Consider the following 15,553-nt stretch of genomic DNA (forward strand, 5'->3'; position numbering starts at 1 on the left):
GTTCATCATGTCCGTGATTGCCTCTTCGAAAAGTGCCTTCAACACTCGCATCCTGACGCTGATCGCCGCCGCCATCGTCATCAACATCGTCGGCGGACAGATCAACGATGCCTTGCGCCTGCCGATCTTCCTCGACAGCTTCGGCACGGTGCTGGTCGGCGTGCTGGCCGGCCCGATCGCCGGTGGCATCGCCGGTCTCCTCACCAACCTGATCTGGGGACTGCTGACCAACCCGGTCGCCGCCGCCTTCGCGCCCGTTGCTCTGGTGATCGGTGTTGCCACCGGCCTGCTCGCCCGCGCCGGCTGGTTCCGCACCATCTGGCAGACCGCCATTTCCGGCGTGATCCTGGCAGCGGTGCTGACGCTCGTCGCCGTCCCCATCCAGGTCTACCTGTTCGGTGGCGTCACGGGGGCCGGTTCGGACTTCGCCGTCGCCTATTTCTCGCAACTCGGCGGTACGCTTTTGAGCTCGGTGGCCCTCACCGTCTTCGGCTCCAACGTCGCCGACAAGGTGATCACCGCCGTCGTCATCTTCCTGATCGTCAAGCGCCTGCCCGAGCGGCTGGCTACCGGCTTCCCCTACATCAGGTATTCGCGTGGCTGAGATGCAGGTTGGCCGCTCTGGCCACAAGGCGCAGCCTGTCAATCCGCGCACCAAGCTCGCCGCCCTTCTGTGGACGGCGAGTTTGGTGCTTTTCCTGTCGGCCTTGCCGGCCTTTGTCTTCGCCGCGCTACTGTTGGCAGCCACCGCCCTGATCGACCGAACGCTCGCTCTCACCGTCTTGCGACGCGGCCTGGCGATTGCCCTGCCCTTCACGGTTGCAGTCGTAACGGTGCAGACGCTGCTGATCCATCATCCCGATTCCGCCCCCTTTGGGGACCCGCCCTGTTCAGCGAACTGGGCCTTGAACGGTCGAGCGCGCTTGCCGGGCGCGTGACGGCCATCGTGACCACATCGCTCCTGGTGTTTACCTCCACCCAGCCGGCGACCCTCCTGAGATCGCTTGACACCGCGGGATGGCCGCCAGCGCTGGCCTATCTGATCGCCAGCCCCCTTTTGATGCTCGACGCCTTCGCCGCCCGTATCCGCGCCATTCGCGAGGCACAGGAGGCGCGCGGCTGGCGGCGTGGCGGATCGCCCCTTCATCGCCTTAAGGGATTGGTGCTTCTCATCTCACCGCTCATCACATCGGCGCTGATCGAGGCCGACCAGCGCAGCCACGTCCTCAACCAACGCGCCTTCCGCGCCTTTCCACGGCGGTCAACCCTGAGGCCAGTCGGCGAAGCTTCCTGGGAGAAGCCGGCCCGCGTCACTCTCGTCGGGCTCGCCGTGCTGCAAGCGGGAGTGTGGCCGTGGCTCTAGTCAACATTTCCGGTCTGTCCGTCAGCTTTGCCGAGCGGAAGATCCTCGATGGTATCGACCTTTGCCTTGAGCGCGGCGACCGCGTCTGCATCGTCGGCGCCAACGGCTCCGGAAAATCGAGCCTGGGACAGGCTGTTGCCGGTTGGCTCAGCCATGGCCCGCATCTGCTGGGCGACATTCTCACCGACGGCCAGCCCATCGCGGAGATTCCGGTCGCCGAGCGGGCGACGCTCGTTCAATACGTCGGCCAGGTGCCAATGCATCAACTGTCGGGTCGCGCCTTCACCGTCGCCGAGGAAGTGGCCTTCGGCCCGGAAAACCTGAACTGGCCGATCGCCGACATCGAGACACGTGTCGCCGATGTGTTGAAGCGGCTCGACCTCGCACACCTCGACGAGCGCGACCCCTTCACCCTGTCCGGCGGCGAGCAGCAGCGCCTGTCCATCGCCTCGGCGATCGCCTTGTCACCGGCCCTGCTGATCCTCGACGAGGCCGAGGCCAATCTCGATGTCGGCGCGCGTCAGCGATTGGTTTCCGAGCTTGCCGCCCAACCAGCCGACAGCGCGCTTCTGATCCTCGACGTGGAGCCTGATCTCGGATTGGCGCTCGGCTGCCGGATGCTGGCGCTGGAGAACGGCCGCCTCTCGGACTGGTCGCCTCAGGCACGCCGACTGGCCGACCGTGAGGAACGGGCGATTCATGCGGCGCCGACGGCCGCGCCCATCCTCGACGTCCGCGATGTCGCCTTCGGCTATCCGGAGCTCCCCCGGCTCTACGAGCGCCTGTCGCTGTCGGTCGCGGCCGGCGAAGCCGTGGCGCTGGTCGGCCCGAACGGCGTCGGCAAGAGCACGCTGTTCCGGCTGATCAACGGCCTGTCGCGGTCGGCATCGGGCAGCATCCGCATCGGCGACCGTTCCACCGCCAAGCTCAGGATCGACGAGATTGCCAGCCTGGTGGCGACAGTGTTTCAGGAGCCGGAGAACCAGCTGTTCTCGCCGACGGTGCGCGAGGAGGTCGCCTTCGGGCTCGACGGGCTCGGCCTCAAGCCCGTGGACATCGCGAGCCGTATCGCCGAGGTGCTTGAGCGTGTGGGCCTGTCAGACGTAGCCAATCGCCATCCTCTCGATCTCGACACGGCCAGCCGGCGCTTCGTCACCATCGCCTGCGCCCTCGCCCGGCGACCTGCCCTGCTCCTTCTCGATGAGGCCCAGCGCGGCCTCGACCGGACGAATGTCGCGCGGATCGAGAGGATCATTGCCGAGGAGCGCGCACGCGGGGCGAGCGTGCTGTTCATCTGCCATGATCCGGCTTTCACGGCGAGCAATGCGACGCGGATCATCGATCTCTCCGCATCGCCAAGGGCGGAGGCTGCCTGACCGAGCCCTCCGCCGCCTCAGCGGCGGAATAAGTCGTCTCGCAAAGGCATGTTTTCCGCAGCATCCAGCCTGTTTTTCAATCGGCGGCTTTTGCAGCACAAGCTCACGGCCAAGCCCAAGTAATTAGAATAGTATTTTAGTAGTTTATATAGACAATCGCCGTCCCGGGATTATCCTTCTGGTTGATGGGCCGAAGCGGGAAGCGGCCGCAAACGGGAGCACGGGGCATGGCGGATTTTTTACATAAAGCGAGTTCACCCGAAGCCCAACCGTCGCGGCGCGACATCCTGAAGCGGACGGCGCTCGGTGTCGGTGTCGTGGCCCTCGGCGCGACGGCGGGCAGCCGGCTGTTCACCCCGGCCATCGCCGCGCCGCCAACCAAGGTACGTCTTGCCTGGACGGAAGTGGCGGCCTGCCATTCTCCGCTCGGTTTTGGCGTCGCCAAGGGCCTCTATGCCAAACATAACGTCGACGTGGAGCTGTTCTATCAAGGCTCCAGCGGCCAGACGCTCATTCAGGCGCTCGCCACAGGCAAGGCCGATGCCGGCGCTGGCCTGGTCGGCGACTGGCTGAAGCCGCTGGAGCAAGGTTTCGACGTCAAGCTGTTCGTCGGCTCGCATGGCGGTTGCCTGCGTCTGCTGGCGCCGGAAAAGTCGGGCATCAAGACGCTCTCCGACGTGAAGGGCAAGACCATTTCGGTCGCCGGTCTAGGCACCTCGCCGCATCTGCAGTTTCAGGTGGCGCTCGCCAAGGCCGGAGTCGACGTGCAGAACGACATCACATGGAAGGTCGTTCCCTTCGAACTGGTCGGCGAGGCCGTCGTCAAGGGCGAGGCCGACGCCGTCGCCCATCTCGATCCTTGGGCCTATTCCATCCAGAAGCAGCACGGATTCAACCTGATCGCCGACAGCCAGACGGGCTACTTCGATGGTCGGGTCTGCTGCGTTCTGGGCGCCAACGGTCCTTTCCTCAATGAGAACAAGGATGCCATCCGCCGGCTCGCCGAGGGCAACATCGAGTTGCACGAATATACCGCGTCCCATCCGGACGAAGTGGCGGCCTGGTACCTCGAGAATCTCAAGCCGGCCGGGCTCGACCTTCAGAGCCTCACCGAGATCATCGGCCATCTGGTGACGCATAACCATCCGGTCGGCCCCGAACTGGTCGATCAGGTTCGGCGCGGCGCGGAGGATCTGAAGTTCGTCAACGTGCTCGATCCGGCCACCGACCCGAAAGACCTGGCCGAGCGGGTGACGATCAACATTCTCGCCTGACGACGGAGGCGGCTCGGCCGCCTCCCTTCATTTCCTGTCCAGGAGACATGCCGTGAGCGATCTGGCTCAAACCGCCGATGGCAGCGTGACAGCGGCCTCGGTGACGTCCTTTCCCATCTGGTACCAGGGCCTGGTGGCTTCAGTGTTCTGGTTCCTGACCGCCGTCGTCACCTGGGGTTTGCCCGATGTCGTCCCCTGGGGCAGCGTCGGACTTTTCGCGGCCATCACGGCCACGGGCGGCATCCTGCTGTTGGCGCTGGCGTTGACCCTTCATCGCCTTGGCAGCATCGGCGAGCGCATCGCCTTCTGGGGACCGTGGCTGATTGCCCTCGGCGTCTGGTTCCTCCTGTGGGAATTCACCACAGCCAAAACCGGCTGGCTGCCGAAGCCGTTCTTTTCGCCGCCGCATGGCCTGTTGCAAGTCTACGTCGCCGACTGGTCGCGCCTTCTGATCTGCATCGGCTATTCCCTACGTCTCTGGGGCCTCGGTTTCTTTTCCGGGATCAGCCTCGGCTTCGTGATCGGCGTGGCGCTCGGCTGGTCGGCCCGCTTCAATTATTGGGGCATGCCGGTGCTGAAGCTGATCGGCCCGGTGCCGGCCACGGCCTGGATTCCGGCCACCTTCTTCTTCTTTCCCACCACCTTTCATGCGTCGATCTTTCTGGTGGCCCTGTCCTGCGGCATCCCCGTCGCCATCCAGACGGCGGCCGGCGTCTCTCAGGTCAACCGCGCCTATTACGACGTGGCGCGAACGCTCGGTGCCGGCGAACGCTTCCTCGTGCTGAAGGTCGCCGTGCCCGCCTCCCTCAACCACGTGTTCGTCGGCCTGTTCATGGGGCTCTACTACTCCTTCGCCGTGCTGGTGGTGGCCGAGATGCTGGGTGCCAAATATGGCCTCGGCTGGTACATCGCCTTCCAGAGCGCCTATTCGGCCTACGCCAACGTCTACGCCACCATCGTCATCATGGCAGTCCTGTGCTCGGGCATCGTCAAGCTGCTGTTCGTGGCGCGTGACAGGCTGCTCGTCTGGCAGGAAAGGGGGCTGATCTGATGTCTGCACTCGTACAAGACGACGGCGCGGCGCGCGCCCTGTCGCTCGATATCCGCTCCGTCACCCATCATTACGATATCGCAGGCACGCGGTTCGACGTGCTCGACGACATCAGCCTCTCAGTAGCGCCGGGCGAGTTCGTCGCCCTGCTCGGCCCGTCCGGTTGCGGCAAGTCCACGCTGCTGCGCCTTGCCGCCGGACTTGAAAGTCCGCGACGCGGAACACTTCTTGAAGACGGTAATCAGATCGGCGCGCCCGATCCGTCACGCCTGCTGGTGTTCCAGGATCCGACGCTGTTTCCCTGGCGCACCGTTCGCAAAAACGTGGCCACCGGCCTTGAGGCGCGTGGCCTTCTGCCACAGAAGGCCCATCGCATCGATGAAGCGCTGTCACTTGTCCGCCTTGAGGATTTCGCCGATGCCTATCCGCGCCAACTCTCAGGCGGCATGGCGCAGCGCGTGGCTCTCGCCCGGGCGCTGGTCAACGACCCAGGTCTTCTGCTGCTCGACGAACCCTTCGGCAAGCTCGACTCCCTGACGCGCCTTTCCCTGCAGAATGAATTGCTGAAGCTCTGGCAGACGGCCGGCTTTACCGCCCTCTTGGTCACCCACGACGTCGAGGAAGCGCTGCTGCTGGCCAACCGCGTGGTCGTGCTGTCCGACCGACCGGCCCGCATCCTCGCGGAATTCAACATCACGGCGGACTACCCGCGCCATCGCGACGACCCAGATTTCGTACGGCTGCGCCGTGAAATCCTGCATGAACTGGGGGTGCAAAATGTCTAGCCGTCTCCCCATCGCGCTCACCGGCAGCGGCTTGTTTGCCGGCCTTTCGACCACCGGCTGGTGGTGGATCGTCTATAGCCGCCAGATCGATGCCGGCAGCCTGCCGATCGCCAACGCCCTGCCCTGCCTCGCCCGCAAGACCGACATCTGCTCGCTGGCCGAGGCCCTGTGCGCCCAGACGCACTTGCTCGGCATCACTCGCTATGCGCCGGCCGCCTTCTGGCTGTCCGCCGCCCTGCTCGCGGTTGGCCTGCTTCTGCTCGGCCGCCACTCCCTGTCCCAGGAGACTCGTTCATGAACGCTCCCACCCCGATCAAACCGCCGCTGGCCATCGATACGCTGGTACTGCATGGCGGCAGCTTCCGCATCGATCCGGCGACGTCGGCCGTGGCGGTACCGATCTACCAGACGACGTCCTTTGCCTTTGAAAGCACCGCAAAAGCAAAACGGATCTCCGCCTTCGAGGAAGTCGCCTACACTTACTCTCGCGTCGCCAACCCGACCGTCGATGCGTTCGAACAGCGCCTCGCCGAGCTCGACGGCGGCGTGGCGGCGCTGGGTGTCGCCTCCGGACAGGCGGCCACAGCCGTCGCCGTGCTGTCGCTGGTCAAGGCCGGCGACAATATCGTCGCCTCGCGAGGGCTTTACGGTGGAACGGTCAACTTCTTCCGCGAACGCCTGAAGCAGTTCGGCGTCGAGGCGCGCTTCGTCGACAGCGACGACCCGGAGAATTTCCGCCGGGCGACCGATGACCGCACGCGCCTGTATTTCGGCGAGACGCTGCCCAATCCCCGGCTGACCGTCTTCCCGATCCGCGAGGTGGCCGACATCGGCCGGCCACTCGGCATTCCGCTCATCATCGACAACACGGCCTCGCCACTGGCCGCCCGGCCGCTCGATCACGGCGCAGCCATCGTCGTCTACTCGGCGACCAAATACATTGGCGGCCATGGCACGACCATCGGCGGCGCCATCGTCGATGGCGGCTTCCCCTGGGCCGACTTCCCGGACCGGCAGCCGCTGATCAACAGCCCCGATCCGGCCTATGACAACCGCTCCTATGTCGATCTCGCCAACGCACTCGGTGGTCCCATCGCCTTCATCGTCCGCGCCCGCGCCGCTATCGTTCGCGATCTCGGGCCGTCGCTGTCGCCGCAGAATGCCTTCCAACTGATCCAGGGGTTGGAAACGCTGCCACTGCGCCTCGAACGGCATTTCAGCAATGCCGTCAAGGTGGCCGAGTTCCTGTCCAAGCACCCCAAGATCGAACGTACCGTCTATCCCGGTCTTCAGACCGGCGAGGATCGCCGACGCGCCGACACCTATCTGAAGGGCGGCTATGGCGCGCTGATCGGCTTCGAGCCGAAGGGCGGCGAGGATGCGGCTCTGGCCTTCATCGACCGGCTGAAACTGATCTATCACCTTGCCAACATCGGCGACGCCCGCACGCTGGCCATCCATCCGTACTCGACCACGCACGGCCAGTTGTCGCCCGAGGAAAAGCTGGCGGCCGGCGTGACGCCGTCCTTCGTCCGGCTCTCCATCGGCATCGAGAACCCCGCCGACATCATCGCCGACATCGATCAGGCGCTCTCGGGAATTTAAGGCCTCTTCGTCACACGCAAACTAGCCCATCACGCTCGCATCTCCAGCGTGGTGGGCGGGCTTTTGAGGGGTTTGACCATCGCTATTCAGGGCACGCGTCGCCGCCGCGCCAGGCGATGGTTCACCGCAAATGCGGCGCGATCGCCAGCGAACTGGATCACCTGCACCAGCACCACCAGGATGACGACGACGATCAGCATCACCTCCGGCATAAAGCGCTGATAGCCGTAGCGAATGCCGAGATCGCCGAGGCCACCGCCGCCCACCGTGCCGGCCATGGTCGAGTAACCGACGAGGCTGACCAGGGTCACCGTGACACCGGCGGCGATCCCCGGCAGCGCCTCCGGGATGATCACCTTGACGATGATCTGAAATGGCGTGGCGCCGATCGCCTCGGCCGCCTCGATCAGTCCGCGATCGACCTCGCGCATCGCCGTTTCGGCGAGGCGGGCAAACAGCGGCGTGATCGCCACCGTGAGCGGCACGATGGCCGCCGACGTGCCCACCGAAGTTCCGACCAAGAGCCGGGTCAACGGGATGATCGCCACCATCATGATGATGAAGGGCGTCGAGCGGATCAGGTTGACGAAAGTGCCGACCACTTTGTTGAGCAGCGGCCGGGTGAAGATGTGACCTGGGGTCGTCACCACCAGCAGCACGCCGAGCGGCAGCCCCAGCACCAGCGCCAGGATAGCCGACACCGACACCATCACAGCCGTCTGCGTCAGGGATTCGAGGAGGAGATTGGCGAGAGCCGGACTAAGCAAACCGAACAACATGGCCGATGACCTCCGCTTTAAGGCCGAGCGAGACGAGATGAGCGACAATGGCTTTGAGGTGCGCCTCACCGTTGGCGAGCGCCAGGGTCAGCACACCAAGCGGCCGGTCGCCGACATAGTCGATGCGGCCGAACAGGATGTTGGGCTCTACCGGGAAACGATGGATGAGATCGGCGATGATCGGTTGGTGCGCGTTGTCGCCGGAAAAGACGATCCGCACCACCGGGTCGGTATCCGGCCCTGGCTCGGCGCGAAGTCGGCGCTCGACAGGCGGCGGCAACTCGTGGGCAACCAGGCCAGAGAGGAACGACCGGGCCACCGGCGATTTTGGAAAGGCGAGAACGTCGAAGGTATCGCCCTCTTCGACCAGCCGGCCATGTTCGAGAACTGCCACGTGGCTGGCGATATCGCGCACCACCTGCATTTCATGGGTGATCAATACGATGGTCAGGCCGAGCCGATGGTTGATATCTCTCAGAAGCGCCAGAATCTGCTCGGTGGTCTCCGGATCGAGCGCCGATGTCGCCTCGTCGCAGAGCAGCACCGATGGATTGGTGGCGAGCGCCCGGGCAATGCCGACACGCTGCTTCTGGCCGCCGGACAGTTCCGACGGATAGCTCGCCGCCTTGTCGGCGAGACCGACCAGATCGAGAAGCGGCGGGATGCGCTTGGCGATCTCGGCACGCGACAGGCCGGCCACCTCGAGCGGCAGCGCGACGTTGCCCGCCACGGTGCGCGAAGACAGAATGTTGAAGTGCTGAAAGATCATGCCAATGTCGCGCCGCGCCAACCGGAGTTCGGCGCCGGTCAGCGCGGTTATGTCGCGCCCCGACACCAGCACCCGACCGGTGGTCGGGCGCTCGAGGCAATTGATGCAGCGCACCAGCGTCGATTTGCCGGCGCCGGAGCGACCGATGATGCCGTGGATATCGCCCTGCCCAATGGTCAGCGAGACGTCGTCAAGGACAGGCCCGACCGCTGGATCGAAGGTCTTGCCGAGCCGCTCGAGGCGGATTGCCGGTGCTTTCGCCGGCGCCTTGGATGGCACAAAGTCGGCGGACTGGGGCAAGGCGTTCATCGGCGCATTCCTTATACCAATTCGCGAAGATGCCGACGCATCCGCTCATTGAGCGATTGCCGATTTCTCATTTTCATCAGGGACATGAGAAATCGGCAAGCAGAATACCAAGAGGCATTTCAATGCATCTTGGTCTCACCAGCTGGTGACGATGTTGCCCTTGAACTCTTTGTCGAGGAAGGCTTTCACTTCCGGCGAGCGATAGGCTTCAGCCAGCGTTTTCACCCAGGGCTTGTCGGCGTTTTCAGGCTTGACGGCGATCAGGCAGAAATAGTCCGACTGCTGGCTTTCGATCAGCAGCGCGTCGCGGCTGGGCAGCAGACCGGCACTGATGGCGAAGTGCGAGGTGATCACCGAGAAATCGACGTCCTCCAGCGAGCGCGGCAGCTGGGCCGTCTCCAGCGGCAGGATCTTCACATGCTTGGGGTTGTCGACGATATCGAGCTCGGTCGCCTTGAAGGTAACGCCCGGCGTCAGCTTGATGATGCCGCCCTGTTCGAGCAGCTTCAGAGCGCGGCCGCCATTGGAAGGATCGTTGGGAATGGTGATCTGGGCGCCATCCGGCAGGTCGGCGATCGACTTCACCTTGTGCGAATAGGCAGCCATGGGCAGCAGCACCGTCTTGGCGACCGAGACGAGATGAAGGCCGCGATCGGCGTTCTGCTGGTCGAGATAGGGCGTGTGCTGGAAAGCATTGGCGTCGAGGTCACCGTCCTCGGTGGCAGGGTCGATCAGCGCGCCATCGGAGAACTCGACGATCTGAACGTCGAGGCCCTTGGCGGCGGCCACCGGCTTCAGCGCTTCGGCGATCTGGGCGTGCGGACCGGCGGTAACGCCGAGCTTGATGGTTTCGGCCGAAGCGCTGCCGACGAGCGCCAAAAGCAGGCCGAAGGCAGAGGCGGCGAGTGATTTCCTGACGGGCATTGTTTTCTCCGGAGGGTGTTCTGGGGAGGTCAAAGGAAGGGCAGCGGCAGGCCAGCGGCCGCCGCGACGTCATCCGGCAGCACCTTGCCGGGGTTGAGGATGTTGTCGGGATCGAGGGCCTTTTTCAGCAGCGCCATCACGGCAACAGCGTCATGGCCATGCTCGGCTTCGAGATACGCGCGCTTGCCGAGGCCAATACCATGTTCGCCGGTCGACGTTCCGCCGGCGGCGATCGCTCGCTCGATGATGCGGGCATTGAGGCGGGCAACCTCGGCCAGTTCGGCGGGATCGTCGGATTTGAGCTTGAAAACGCAGTGGAAATTGCCATCGCCGACGTGGCCGACGATATAGGCGGGCACGGTGGAAGCGGCGATGTCGGCCTCGGTCTCGACAATCACCTCGGCGAGGCGCGACACCGGCACGCAGACGTCGGACGGCCAGGATGTCGAGCCCGGTCGTTCATTGCCCGCCCAACCCAAACCGAGCCGTCGAGTCTCCCACAGCGCCCGCGCCTCATCGACCGACTTCATCCAGGCGATCGGATCGCCGCCATGCTCGGCCACGATTTCGGCAACGGCGTCGGCAACGGCTTCGATCTCCGACTGGCTGCCGTGGAATTCAAAATAAAGCGTCGGCTTTTCCGGCAGATGGATCGCCGAGTGACGAGCGATCACACCGATCAGCCTGTTATCGAGCAGCTCGACGCGGCCGATCTGAAGGCCCATCCGCTTGATGTCGACGACCGCCTGAACAGCCCCTTCCAGCGTCGTAAAGCCGGCAACGGCCGACACCGAGTCCGGCACGGGATGAAGGCGCAGCGTGATCTCGGTGACAATGCCGAGCGTGCCCTCGGAGCCGACGAACAGGCGCGTCAGGTCGTAACCGGCCGACGACTTGCGGGCCAGCGATCCGGTGCGGATGATGCGACCGTCGGCCAATACTACCGTCAGGCCGAGCACGTTCTCGCGCATGACGCCGAAGCGGACGGCATTGGTGCCGGAAGCACCGGTACCGACCATGCCACCGATCGACGCATCAGCGCCGGGATCGACCGGAAAGAACAGGCCCGTATCACGCAGGAAGGTATTGAGCGTCTGCCGGCGAACGCCCGCTTCGACGCGGGCAATCATGTCGGCCTCGCGGATCTCCAGGATGCGGTTCAGGCGGAGGGTGTCGAGGCTGATGCCGCCGTGCACCGGGATTGCCGCGCCTTCGAGGCCCGAGCCGGCGCCAAAGGGAACGAGCGGTATCTTGTATCGACCGGCGATTCGGACGACCTCGGCAACTTCCTCCGTGGTCTCGGGCTCGACCACCACGTCGGGCAAGCTGGCGGGATGATGGCTTTCATCGCTGCCGTGATGGCCGCGTACCGCCTCGGAATCACGCGCCCGTGCACCGAACCGCGCCTTGAGCTCGGCGATGGCGCTTGCGATATCGGACCTGAGGCGAAAGGGGCTGTTCATTCGGCCGCCGCCCGAAGACCGCCATTGGCGCGCCATGCACCGAGCCGATGTACGGCTTCATCGAGCGTCTCGCGACGCTTGGCAAAGCAGAAGCGGATGTGAGTGCGGACGTCGCGGTTGCCGTAGAAAGAGGAGATCGGCACGGCGGCGACACCGGCCTCGCGAGTAATGCGTTGGCAGAAGGCGAAGTCGTCTCCATCCGGATCGAGGTCGCCCAGTTCGGCCAGCGCAAAATAGGTGGCCTCGACGTCGGCCACCTTGAAGCCCGCCGCCCTGAGGCCTCCAACCAGGATATCGCGCCGCTCGGCCAGCGTAGCACGCAGGCCATCGAAATAATGGTCCGGCTGGTTGAGCCCGAAAGCGACCGCCGCCTGCAGCGCCGGCGGCGTCGTGAAGGTGATGAACTGATGCGCCCTGGCGATCGGTGCCAGCAGCCGCTTGTCGGCGGTGACGTAGCCGACCTTCCAGCCGGTGACCGAAAACGTCTTGCCAGCCGAGCCGATGCGCACCACCCGGTCACGCACCTCCGGCAGAGCAAACAGCGTACGGTGACGGCGACCGTCGAAAAGCAGATGCTCGTAGACCTCGTCGGAGATGGCGATGAGATCGTGCTTGAGGAGGAGGTCGGCGAGAAAGCGCAGCTCTTCGTCGCTGATGATGCGGCCGGTCGGATTCCAGGGCGTGTTGATGACGATCGCCCGCGTGCGCGGCGTGATTGCCCTTTGAATGCGGTCGGTCGGCAGCTCCCAGTGGGGCGGTTCGAGGCGCACCGGCACCGGCACGCCACCGGCGCGGCGGATGATGGTGGCGTAGCTGTCGTAGACCGGCTCGAACAGGATCACCTCATCGCCCGGTTCAAGAAGGCCGAAGAAGGCGTCGCTCAGCGCTTCGGTCGCTCCGGAGGTGACGAGCACTTCCTGCTCCCAGTCGACTTCGATATCGAGGAAGCGACGGGTATTGGCGGCCACAGCCTGGCGCAGCGCCGGCAAGCCGAGCATCGGCGGATACTGGTGCGGTCCGGCGCGTAGCGCCTCGATCGCCGCCTCAATGACCGCCTCGGGCTCCAGCCCCTCGGGAAAGCCTTGACCGAGATTGATGGCGTCGGTTTCCGCCGCGAGGCGTGACATGGCCTCGAAGATGGAAGTGCCGATGGCGCCGAAAACCGAGCTGACCATGCCGTCGTCCCCTGTCGCGCGGCGAAGGTCGCCGTTCCCTGGGGACGATGATAAGAATACCGGCGCAATAGCCTAAGTATATTATTCGAAATGTCGGTCGGCGCCGGAAACGTTGTGCTCCCGTAGCGCCGGTCGACCGACGGAATCGTTTCCCGAGCTTTACGCGAGGCAGGATCACTTCGTCCTTTTGTCGGTTCGATGCGGCAACAGCCATTCGCCTTCGAGGCTGAAAACGCAAAATCAGACCACTACAAGCGCTGGCGGTGCGCTTACCTTTTCCGGACTGCAGCGGAAACGCGCCATGGTGCATTCCGCCGCCGTTTTCGAAGGGAATACGCCGATGGCGACGCTCATTCTTCCTGGTTGGCAGGGCTCGGGGCCGGAACACTGGCAGGCACACTGGCTCGATCTCATGGACCGGACGGTGCTGGTACACCAGCGCGATTGGGATCATCCCGATCTCGAGGACTGGCTCGCGGCGGCGATCGAGGCGATCGAGCAGCATCCAAACCCGATCCTGGTCGGCCATAGCCTGGGCGCCATATTGATCGCCCACCTCGCCAGCCGCCATCCCGACCTTGCCATCGCTGGCGCGCTGCTGGTGGCGCCGGCCGACGTCGACAACCAGATGGCCAATGTGCCGGCCCTCGCCTCGTTCGCCCCCATTCCAACCGGACCATTTGGCTTTCCGTCCATCGTGGTCGGCAGCCGTAACGATCCGTGGATGCCGCCTGCCCGTGCCCGCATCCTCGCCCGCATGTGGGAGGCGGAATATGTCGATGCCGGTCGCGCCGGCCACATCAATGCCGCCGCCGATCTCGGTGCCTGGCCCGAGGGGCAAAGCCTGCTCGCTCGACTGACGGCCGGCGTCAGGAGTCGATCCCTGGCGCTCGGCGGCGGCTTTTGCGGCAGCGCGACGCGCAAGAGCATTTTCCCGCAGGCCGCCGCCGCGAACTGAAAATGCGAGATGGAGGCGATCTAAAGAATACTAAATCTGTCGCCTATGCGGGCGACATGCTGGAATGACCTTAGGACGCCGCAGTGCCGGCCCATCTTCGAGGAACCTGTCCATGACGTACCAGCCAACCTCCGTCACCCTGCCCTTCGTCGACATTTCCCGCTTTCGTGGCTCGGCCGAGGAGCGGGGCCGCTTCATCGACGAGTTGCGCCGCGTCCTTTACGACCACGGCTTTTTCTACCTCACCGGACATGGCGTACCGCAGTCGTTGGTCGACGATGTCCTCGCCGCCTCCCGACGCTTCTTCAGCCTGCCGATCGAGGAAAAGCTCAAGGTCGAGATGGCCAACTCGCCGCATTTTCGCGGCTACAACCGGCCGGGTTGGGAGCTGACGCGCGGCGAGAAGGATTGGCGCGAACAGATCGACATCGCCACCGAAGCGGAGCCGCTGCCGGAAGATCCCGAGAAGCCGTGGAACCGGCTGACCGGCCCCAACCAGTGGCCGGAAACGCTTGCCGACTTCAAGCCGCTCATTCTCCGCTATCAGGCTGAGGTGACGCGTGTCGGCCTTGAGGTGCTGAAGGCCATCTCGGTGGCGCTTGGTCAGGACGAGGACGTGTTCTCCGACATCTACACGCCGTTGCCGACCCAGCTTCTCAAGCTGATCCGCTACCCCGGCCGCGACGTCGCTGAGAGTTCGCAAGGGGTCGGCGCCCACAAGGACGGCGGGTTCGTCACGGTGCTGTTGCAGGACAAGGTCGGCGGCCTGCGCGTCCGCACCGAGGAAGGGCAATGGCTCGAAGCGCCGCCCGTCCCCGGCACCTTCATCATCAACACAGGCGAGGTATTAGAACTGGCGACGCAGGGCTACGTCCGCGCCGATGTGCATGACGTGGTGGCGCCACCGGCCGGCCTCGAGCGCTTCTCGGTTGCTTTCTTCCTCGGCGCCCGCGTCGACTCGGTGGTGCCGGTGATCGACCTGCCAGAGGCGATCAAGGACAAGCGGCGCGGGGTAACCGTCGATGCGCTCAATCCAATCTTCCAGCAAGTGGGGCGCAATTCGCTGAAAAGCCGCCTGCGTTCGCACCCCGACGTCGCAAGGCGGCATCATGCCGACCTTCTGACTGAGGAAGAACGGGCCGCCAGCGGTCCTGGCTCAGCCTACTAACGCGTCAGTTGGCGAGAGCCACGGTCGCGGCGTTGGATTTCAGCAGCATGTCGGCGAGCGTGGTGCGGTCGAGCACCTCGGCCATGGCATCCCTCACCTCGGTCATCACGATGCGGACCGAACAGGTCTGAAGGTCGCCGCAGTCATCACAGGGCTGGAAAGCGGTACGGCTGGCGCAGGCGATCGGCGCCAGCGGCCCATCGAGCGCCCGCACCACCGGACCGATGACGATCTCGGCGGCCGGACGGCTCAGCGCGAAACCGCCGCCGGGGCCTTTCCACGAACGGACGAAGCCGGCGTTCTTCAGATCGCGCATGATGGCATCGAGGAATTTCTTGGAAATATTTTCGTGCGCGGCGATTTCAGCCACCTGGATGGCCTTGCCCGGCTCCGATCGGGCAAGGTGGACCAGCGCCTTGAGACCGTATTTGCCCTTCTTGGTCAGCATAGATCGCCTCCAGACGCAGTCAGGCCGAAATAGCGGCGCGCGGGGGTGTCGTCAATCGATCGCGAGGCCTTCGGTCCGTCAAAACTGCGGAAATCGGCAGTTCCGG

The 15,553-nt window shown here is 64.6% G+C and carries 17 protein-coding genes; 11 read left to right on the forward strand and 6 right to left on the reverse strand.

Features of this window, described 5'->3' with window-relative positions:
• Positions 1 to 7: 7 nt before the first annotated feature.
• The 9 genes from AB6N07_RS19150 to AB6N07_RS19190 all read left to right on the forward strand — a co-directional run bounded on the left by AB6N07_RS19150 (position 8) and on the right by AB6N07_RS19190 (position 7,454).
• On the forward strand, positions 8 to 604 hold the full coding sequence (locus AB6N07_RS19150) for a hypothetical protein (protein ID WP_370674652.1): 597 nt from the start codon (positions 8 to 10) through the stop codon (positions 602 to 604).
• Entirely contained in the window at positions 597 to 938 is a 342-nt protein-coding gene (locus AB6N07_RS19155) for a hypothetical protein (RefSeq protein WP_370674653.1), read from the forward strand. The genes AB6N07_RS19150 and AB6N07_RS19155 overlap by 8 nt, the downstream gene beginning before the upstream one ends.
• Positions 939 to 946: 8 nt before the next feature.
• Positions 947 to 1,363, forward strand: a complete 417-nt coding sequence (locus AB6N07_RS19160; RefSeq protein WP_370674654.1) for an energy-coupling factor transporter transmembrane component T — start codon at positions 947 to 949, stop codon at positions 1,361 to 1,363.
• Positions 1,354 to 2,739 carry an ABC transporter ATP-binding protein gene (locus tag AB6N07_RS19165; RefSeq protein ID WP_370674655.1) on the forward strand — a complete coding sequence of 462 codons (1,386 nt, stop codon included), beginning with the start codon at positions 1,354 to 1,356 and terminating at the stop codon, positions 2,737 to 2,739. Before AB6N07_RS19160 ends, AB6N07_RS19165 begins: the two co-directional genes overlap by 10 nt.
• A 227-nt stretch (positions 2,740 to 2,966) precedes the next feature.
• Complete coding sequence (locus tag AB6N07_RS19170; RefSeq protein WP_370674656.1) at positions 2,967 to 4,013, forward strand: ABC transporter substrate-binding protein; 1,047 nt, start codon at positions 2,967 to 2,969, stop codon at positions 4,011 to 4,013.
• Between the two features lie 52 nt (positions 4,014 to 4,065).
• Positions 4,066 to 5,064 carry an ABC transporter permease gene (locus tag AB6N07_RS19175; protein WP_370674657.1) on the forward strand — a complete coding sequence of 333 codons (999 nt, stop codon included), beginning with the start codon at positions 4,066 to 4,068 and terminating at the stop codon, positions 5,062 to 5,064.
• Positions 5,064 to 5,849, forward strand: coding sequence for an ABC transporter ATP-binding protein (locus tag AB6N07_RS19180; RefSeq protein WP_370674658.1), 786 nt, complete (start codon positions 5,064 to 5,066; stop codon positions 5,847 to 5,849). The genes AB6N07_RS19175 and AB6N07_RS19180 overlap by 1 nt, the downstream gene beginning before the upstream one ends.
• Entirely contained in the window at positions 5,842 to 6,147 is a 306-nt protein-coding gene (locus AB6N07_RS19185; protein ID WP_370674659.1) for a hypothetical protein, read from the forward strand. Before AB6N07_RS19180 ends, AB6N07_RS19185 begins: the two co-directional genes overlap by 8 nt.
• Positions 6,144 to 7,454, forward strand: coding sequence for an O-acetylhomoserine aminocarboxypropyltransferase/cysteine synthase family protein (locus AB6N07_RS19190; RefSeq protein ID WP_370674660.1), 1,311 nt, complete (start codon positions 6,144 to 6,146; stop codon positions 7,452 to 7,454). The genes AB6N07_RS19185 and AB6N07_RS19190 overlap by 4 nt, the downstream gene beginning before the upstream one ends.
• Before the next feature lie 86 nt (positions 7,455 to 7,540).
• Here AB6N07_RS19190 and AB6N07_RS19195 read toward each other — a convergent pair whose 3' ends face one another.
• The 5 genes from AB6N07_RS19195 to AB6N07_RS19215 all read right to left on the reverse strand — a co-directional run bounded on the left by AB6N07_RS19195 (position 7,541) and on the right by AB6N07_RS19215 (position 12,873).
• Entirely contained in the window at positions 7,541 to 8,233 is a 693-nt protein-coding gene (locus AB6N07_RS19195; RefSeq protein ID WP_370674661.1) for a methionine ABC transporter permease, read from the reverse strand.
• Positions 8,214 to 9,311, reverse strand: a complete 1,098-nt coding sequence (locus tag AB6N07_RS19200; protein ID WP_370674662.1) for a methionine ABC transporter ATP-binding protein — start codon at positions 9,309 to 9,311, stop codon at positions 8,214 to 8,216. Before AB6N07_RS19200 ends, AB6N07_RS19195 begins: the two co-directional genes overlap by 20 nt.
• 135 nt (positions 9,312 to 9,446) lie before the next feature.
• A complete protein-coding gene (locus AB6N07_RS19205) occupies positions 9,447 to 10,235 on the reverse strand; it encodes a MetQ/NlpA family ABC transporter substrate-binding protein (RefSeq protein ID WP_370674663.1) in 789 nt (262 codons plus the stop codon).
• Between the two features lie 29 nt (positions 10,236 to 10,264).
• Complete coding sequence (locus tag AB6N07_RS19210; RefSeq protein WP_370674664.1) at positions 10,265 to 11,698, reverse strand: FAD-binding oxidoreductase; 1,434 nt, start codon at positions 11,696 to 11,698, stop codon at positions 10,265 to 10,267.
• Positions 11,695 to 12,873 carry an aminotransferase gene (locus AB6N07_RS19215; protein ID WP_370674665.1) on the reverse strand — a complete coding sequence of 393 codons (1,179 nt, stop codon included), beginning with the start codon at positions 12,871 to 12,873 and terminating at the stop codon, positions 11,695 to 11,697. The genes AB6N07_RS19210 and AB6N07_RS19215 overlap by 4 nt, the downstream gene beginning before the upstream one ends.
• A gap of 301 nt (positions 12,874 to 13,174) precedes the next feature.
• Between AB6N07_RS19215 and AB6N07_RS19220 the strand changes: the two genes are divergently transcribed.
• Both AB6N07_RS19220 and AB6N07_RS19225 read left to right on the forward strand, forming a co-directional pair.
• Positions 13,175 to 13,831, forward strand: coding sequence for an RBBP9/YdeN family alpha/beta hydrolase (locus tag AB6N07_RS19220; RefSeq protein ID WP_370674666.1), 657 nt, complete (start codon positions 13,175 to 13,177; stop codon positions 13,829 to 13,831).
• 112 nt (positions 13,832 to 13,943) lie between these two features.
• Complete coding sequence (locus AB6N07_RS19225; RefSeq protein ID WP_370674667.1) at positions 13,944 to 14,999, forward strand: isopenicillin N synthase family dioxygenase; 1,056 nt, start codon at positions 13,944 to 13,946, stop codon at positions 14,997 to 14,999.
• 4 nt (positions 15,000 to 15,003) lie between these two features.
• On the opposite strand, the gene AB6N07_RS19230 is transcribed toward AB6N07_RS19225, so the two are convergent.
• Entirely contained in the window at positions 15,004 to 15,447 is a 444-nt protein-coding gene (locus AB6N07_RS19230; protein WP_370674668.1) for an Rrf2 family transcriptional regulator, read from the reverse strand.
• Positions 15,448 to 15,553: the final 106 nt, after the last annotated feature.

The organism is Pleomorphomonas sp. PLEO (genome assembly GCF_041320595.1).
GTDB lineage: Bacteria > Pseudomonadota > Alphaproteobacteria > Rhizobiales > Pleomorphomonadaceae > Pleomorphomonas.